The organism is Rhodoferax sp., assembly GCF_018063565.1.
Classification (GTDB): domain Bacteria; phylum Pseudomonadota; class Gammaproteobacteria; order Burkholderiales; family Burkholderiaceae_C; genus Rhodoferax.
Window position 1 is genome coordinate 1 of record NZ_JAGPBB010000143.1, and the last position, 6,064, is coordinate 6,064.

Below are 6,064 nucleotides of genomic sequence, written 5' to 3' on the forward strand. Positions count from 1 at the left end.
AGACCACCTCGACCAGCGCCATCAGCGGTGCCGGGTTGAAAAAATGCAACCCGGCCAGGCGCTCAGGGTGTTTGAGCGCGGCGCCAATGGCGGTGATGGAAATCGACGAGGTGTTGCTGGCCAAAATGCAATGTGTTGGAACCACCATTTCCAGGTCGGCAAACAGCTTGTGCTTGACGGGCAGGCTCTCCACAATGGCCTCGATCACCAGACCCGCATCGGCCAGGTCCGCCATTTGGTGCGCCACATGCAAACGCTCGCTCGCCGCTTGGGCCTGCGCGGGCTTAAGTTTGCCTTTGGTGGCCAGTTTGTCGAATTGGGCGCGAATGCTGGCAATCGCCTGCGCGGCGGCATCGGGGCGGGTGTCGAGCAGCCAGACCTTGTGCCCCGCCGCTGCGGCCACCTGCGCGATGCCTGCGCCCATGGCGCCCGCGCCGATGACGGCGACGATGGTCTGGGTTGAAAGCGCGGTACCCATCGGTGCTCAGTTGCCCGTGAATTTGGGGGCACGCTTTTGCTGAAACGCAGCCACACCCTCTTTGAAATCGTCGCGCCAACCCAGTTCTCGCATAAACCCCGCTTCAACACCGAGTTGCTGCTCCAGCGTATGGTTGGGTGCGGCATGCATGGCCAGCCGGGTGGCCACCAGCGCCCGCGTTGGCATTTGGGCCAGCTGGGCGGCCAGCTTGTCCACCGTGGGTGTCAGCTCGCCGTCTTCCACGGCCTGCCAGATCAGACCCCACTGCTCGGCCTTTTCGGCGGGCAGTTTGTCGGCCAGCATCGCCAGGCCCATGGCGCGCGCCATCCCCACACGCTGCGGCAAAAACCAGGTGCCGCCGGTGTCCGGAATCAGCCCGATCTTGCTGAAAGCCTGCAGAAAATAAGCCGACTTCGCGGCAATCACCAGATCACACGCCAGCGCCAGGCTGGCACCTGCACCTGCGGCAATGCCGTTGACCATGGCCACGGTGGGCACACGCAGGTTTTGCAAGCCCAGAATCAGCGGTTTGTAGTTTTCTTCGATCACGTTGCCGATGTCGGGCTGCAACGGGCCCATCGCCATGTCGGGGTCAGCCAGATCCTGCCCGGCGCAAAACGCACGGCCGGCACCGGAGATGACCAGCACACGGATGCTTTTGTCGGTCTGCACGGTGGCCAGCGCCGCACGCAACTCAGCGTGCATGGCACCGGTGAAGCTGTTGAGCTTGTCCGGGCGATTTAGCGTCAGGCGGGCGACGCCGTTGGTCACTTCAAAAAGGATGTTCTGATAGCTCATTGCAAGTCCTTAAACATGGTAGCGGCGTTGTACGACGCGAAAGCGATTGGCGACAAAGGCCGAATCGGCATAGCTGGCGTTGGCCGCCGGGTTGCCGCCGGTGCCGTGGTAGTCAGAAAACGCGCTGGACTGGTTGACAAACACGCCACCGGTCAGGTTGATCGACAACGCGACCTTGGCTGCCCAAGTGGCGGCTGTCATGGCCTCGATCACTTCCGGCTTGGTGCTGTAAACCCCCACGGTGAGCGCGCCGTGTGTGCCAACCAGTCGCTCTGACAGGGCAACAGCGCTTGCGGTGTCTGCGCAACGCACTATAAAACTGATAGGACCAAAGCGCTCTTCCATGTAGGCCGACTCGTCGGCGGCGTCGCACGCCAGCAGCACCGGGGTGCGCACTTCGGCCTTGGGGAAGTCGGGGTTGTCGAGCTTTTTGGAGGCCAGTAGCACTTTGCCCAACTTGCCGCTATCAGCCAAGGCGATGCGGCTGAGCGTATCGGCGGACTGAATAGCGCCCAACACGGCGCAAGCCACTTCGGGTTTTGCCAGGAACCCTTCCAGCGCGCGTGCCAGGTCGGCGCACACTTCGTCATAACTCTTGTGGCCGTCTTCCGTGTCAATGCCACCGGCCGGCACAAAAAGCGCCTGCGAGGTGGTGCACATCTGGCCCGAATACAGCGACAGCGTGAACGCCAGATTGCGCAGCATGGGCTTGTAGGCATCGGTCGAGTCGATCACGATGTTGTTGACACCGGCCAGCTCGGCGTACACCTGCGCCTGGCGGCAGTGGTCAATCAGCCATTGGCCAAAGGCATTGCCGCCGGTGAAATCGACCGACTTGACCGCCGGGTGCGTGACCAGCGCCTGCGTCGTTTCACGTTTGTCGGGCACACACAGCGTGACCAAATTGGGGTCGATGCCGTTCTCTGACAACACGGCGCGAAGGGTGCGCACGGTGATGGCAGCGGGAAGGATGGCGTTGTCGTGCGGTTTGACAATCACCGCATTGCCGGTGGCCAGCGCGGCAAACAGACCCGGATAGGTGTTCCAGGTCGGGAAGGTGGCGCAACCCACCACCACCGCGACCCCGCGCCCGACGATTTCAAAGTGTTTTTTCATTACCAGTGGCGGGTTCTTGCCCTGCGGCTTTTCCCAGGTGGCCTCGGCCGGCACAAACTTTTGCTCGCGGTACGCGTAGGCCACGGCCTCCAAGCCGCGGTCTTGCGCGTGCGGCGACCCGGCTTGAAACGCCATCATCCAGCCCTGGCCGGTGGTCATCATCACGGCGTGGGCCAGCTCAAAACTTTGCGCATTCAGCCGGTCCAGCATTTCGATGCACAGACCGGTGCGTCCTTCCACACCGGCGGTTTGCCAGCCAAGCATGGCGGCTTGGCCAGCGGCGATCAACGCCTCTATATCGCACACCGGGTAGCGCACGTTCAGCTCGATGCCGTAAGGCGACTTTTCCGGTGCCAGCCAGCCGGTGATGCCGGGCTGGTTCAACTCAAACTGCTGCCCAAGTTGCGCTTCAAACGCCTTCTTGCCATCGTCCGCCGCCGTTTCGCCATAAGTCTTAGGGCTGGGCATCTCGTTGTACGCAGCCCAGTAGCCACGGGTGTGGATGGCATTGAGGGCGGCATCGAGTTTGGCGCGGTGTTTTTCAAACAAGGGGTGGGTCATATGGGTTCCTGAAAGTGTTTTGATGAATACGAATGTGATAGCTGCTCACGCTTATTCTTATTGGGCTAGAGGCCAAAAATGCTTGTAAACTGACATTGAAACAGACGCGATGCAGCAAGAATGGGGGTCGGATCCGCGTAGCGAAGCGGAGACGGCTCTGACCCCCATTCTTGCGGGTTGGGTGGCGTAAATCATCCGCGTCATGCCTCGGCCCGGTAAGGCAAAACCGTCTGCTCAATCGCCCCAAAAATCGACGCCCCCGGCACGTCCAGCATCTCGATCCGCACGCTGTCGCCAAACTTCAAGAAGCCAGTGGCCGGTTTGCCAGACTCAATGGTCTCGTACATCCGCACCTCGGCAATACAGCAGTACCCCACGCCGCCATTGGCAATTGACGAGCCCTGCAAGCCGCCCTGCTTGTTCGACACCGTACCCGAGCCGATGATGCTGCCAGCGCACAACTCGCGCGTTTTGGCGGCATGGGCAATGAGTTGGGCAAAGTTAAACACCATGTCTTGCCCTGCGTTGGGCTGGCCAAACAGCGCGCCATTCAAATGCACGGTCAAAGGCCGGTGAACCCGGCTGTCAACCCAGTCAGTACCCAGCTCATCCGGTGTCACGGCGACCGGGCTGAAGGCACTGGCCGGCTTGGACTGGAAAAAGCCAAATCCCTTCGCCAACTCAGCCGGAATCAGGTTGCGCAGCGACACATCGTTGACCAGCATCAGCAAGCGCACCGACCGGGCGGCCTGCGCGACGCTGATGCCCATCGGCACGTCGCCGGTGACCACCGCCACCTCGGCTTCCAGGTCAATGCCCCAGTCTTCGGACAAAGCGCACACCGGGTCGAGTGGCCCGACAAAGCTGTCTGAACCACCCTGGTACATCAACGGATCGGTCCAGAACTCGGGCGGCAACTCCGCTCCGCGTGCGCGGCGCACCAGTTCGACGTGATTCACATAAGCCGAGCCATCGGCCCATTGGTAAGCGCGTGGCAGCGGCGAATGGCAGGCGGCGGCGTCAAACACATCGGGCTCGGTGAAGGCGCCACTGTTGAGCGCCTCATACACCTGGCGCAGTTGCGGCTCGCACGCATCCCAGTCGTCCAGTGCCGCCTGCAAGGTGCGGGCGATGGCTGGCACGGCGCGGCAGTGGGTCAGAGCGCGGTTGACCACCACCAGCGTTCCATCGCGCCCGCCTTTTTTCAGGGTTGCCAGCTTCATGACCAAAATCCCGCTTTGATAGCAGGCAACGATTGAGATACGGGGGCATGGATCAAATCCGCCACGGCTTCAGTGCTCCGCATAGCTGCCATCGTGCATCCAGCGCGCGTGCTGCGGCGCTTTTTTGGTTCTATCCCATTCGTTGAGCATGTCCCACTTCACTTCGTCAAGCATTTTGGACATTTTGGATGTGCCCGTGTTAGCTGCCAATTCCAGCCGGTGGCCGCTGGGGTCAAAGAAATAGATCGATTTAAAAATGGTGTGATCCGTGGGGCCAACCACCTCGATGCCATCGGCTTCCAGACGCGCTTTCGTCTCAAGCAGTTCATCGACCGAGCCAACCTGCAGCGCCAGATGCTGCGTCCAGGCCGGGGTATTGGGGTCGCGACCCATCTCGGGGCGGGTGGGCAGCTCAAAAAACGCCAGCACATTGCCACCGCCGGCATCCAGAAAGACGTGCATATAGGGGTCCGGCTCTTTGGTTGAAGGCACTTCGTTCTCGGCAATCGCCAAGATAAAGTCCATGTTCAGGTACTTTTGGTACCACTGCACGGTTTGTTTGGCGTCCTTGCAGCGGTAGGCGACATGGTGAATTTTCTGGATGTGCATGGTGTGTCCTTTCTTATACATCTTGCCGCGCAATCGCCATGGCCTCGCGCAGCACGCCAATGTCGCCAATGTGATTGGCCAGCAGCAGCACCAGTTTGGCATTGACCATGGCGCTTTGCTCGTCGCTGAGGTCGCGGTGCGTGTCAATCAACGCCTCGTAAAAATCATCGCCTGGCGTGAAGGCGTGAAAATAGCGTTTGCCGGACTCGGAAAAGTTGGGTTGCAGGTTCAACGACATGGCTGTCTCCTCATTGTGGGTTGCAGGTAGCGCAAGCCACGGCTGCCTTGATCTTTGCGGCATCAAAAGCTCGCCAGCGCGCCGCCACATGCTGATCCGGGCGAATCAGATACGTTGTGCCGTGCTGCGCGTCAAATCGCTCGGCAAAGCGCCCGGCGCGATCAATCAGCACGCGGATGCCCGGTGGCACCTGCCCTGGTTTGGCGGCAATCAGCACCACCTCCACCGGGATAACGCCGCCGGCCAGCGCCTTGAATGCGGTCAAATGCTCGGCAGTCATACCGGCCAGATCGTCCACATAAACCAATGCCATAAACCGGGTGCCCACCTGATCAAGCAGCCAAACCGTCTGGCCCGCGACCTGCATGGGTGCATCGTCCATCGGTGCACCAGGCACCATGTCGCCCTCAAACGTGTCGGAATCCGGTGTATTCAGGCGCGATTCGGTCAAGTACGCCGGCACCGACAAGCGCCCCGAATTGACCAGCGCGCGGGCAAACTTGTGCTCTCGCGCCAGGCTCAGCACCGCGTTGCGAAAGGTCAGCGAGGTTTTGCTTTTTGGGGTGATGAAGTCGGTGGAGCGCGTTGAGTTCATCAGGTTCTCGTCGGCCGCAAACGTGCGCTCCTCGGAATAGGTATCGAGCAGGCTGACCGGCGCCTTGCCGTCGATCACCAGCTTGAGCTTCCAGCACAGATTGTCGGTGTCCTGAATGCCCGAATTGGCCCCGCGCGCGCCAAACGGTGAGACCTGGTGCGCCACATCACCGGCAAAGAGCACATGGCCGTGGGTGAAAGCGGCCATGCGCCGGCACTGAAAGGTATAAACACTGACCCATTCCAGTTCAAACTCACGGTCATCACCCAGCATCGCCTTGATGCGCGGGATGACTTTTTCGGGTTTCTTTTCTGCTTCCGGATCAGCATCCCAACCCAACTGGAAGTCAATGCGATAGACGTTATCAGCCTGGCGGTGCAGCAACACCGATTGCCCAGGGTGAAACGGCGGGTCAAACCAGAACCAGCGCTCATGCGGAAAGTCGG

At 60.7% G+C, this 6,064-nt stretch carries 7 protein-coding genes; all 7 read right to left on the minus strand.

The window, feature by feature from the left end; genetic code table 11:
• The coding region (locus tag KBF66_RS18515; RefSeq protein WP_296661050.1) for a 3-hydroxyacyl-CoA dehydrogenase NAD-binding domain-containing protein at window positions 1-478 on the minus strand (478 nt) is incomplete at its 3' end.
• 6 nt (window positions 479-484) lie between these two features.
• Complete coding sequence (gene paaG, locus KBF66_RS18520) at window positions 485-1,276, minus strand: 2-(1,2-epoxy-1,2-dihydrophenyl)acetyl-CoA isomerase PaaG (protein ID WP_296661052.1); 792 nt, start codon at window positions 1,274-1,276, stop codon at window positions 485-487.
• A gap of 9 nt (window positions 1,277-1,285) precedes the next feature.
• Window positions 1,286-2,953: a phenylacetic acid degradation protein PaaN gene (paaN, locus tag KBF66_RS18525; RefSeq protein ID WP_296661054.1), complete on the minus strand. Its 1,668-nt coding sequence runs from the start codon at window positions 2,951-2,953 to the stop codon at window positions 1,286-1,288.
• Between the two features lie 200 nt (window positions 2,954-3,153).
• Entirely contained in the window at window positions 3,154-4,176 is a 1,023-nt protein-coding gene (locus tag KBF66_RS18530) for a fumarylacetoacetate hydrolase family protein (protein WP_296661057.1), read from the minus strand.
• Window positions 4,177-4,245: 69 nt separating this feature from the next.
• The gene (locus tag KBF66_RS18535; RefSeq protein ID WP_296661059.1) at window positions 4,246-4,785 is read right to left on the minus strand and encodes a VOC family protein; all 540 of its coding nucleotides are present in this window, start codon (window positions 4,783-4,785) and stop codon (window positions 4,246-4,248) included.
• Between the two features lie 13 nt (window positions 4,786-4,798).
• Window positions 4,799-5,023: a DUF2783 domain-containing protein gene (locus tag KBF66_RS18540; protein WP_296661060.1), complete on the minus strand. Its 225-nt coding sequence runs from the start codon at window positions 5,021-5,023 to the stop codon at window positions 4,799-4,801.
• Between the two features lie 10 nt (window positions 5,024-5,033).
• Window positions 5,034-6,064 (minus strand): FAD-dependent monooxygenase (locus KBF66_RS18545; protein ID WP_296661061.1); only part of this gene is annotated, 1,031 nt, incomplete at its 5' end.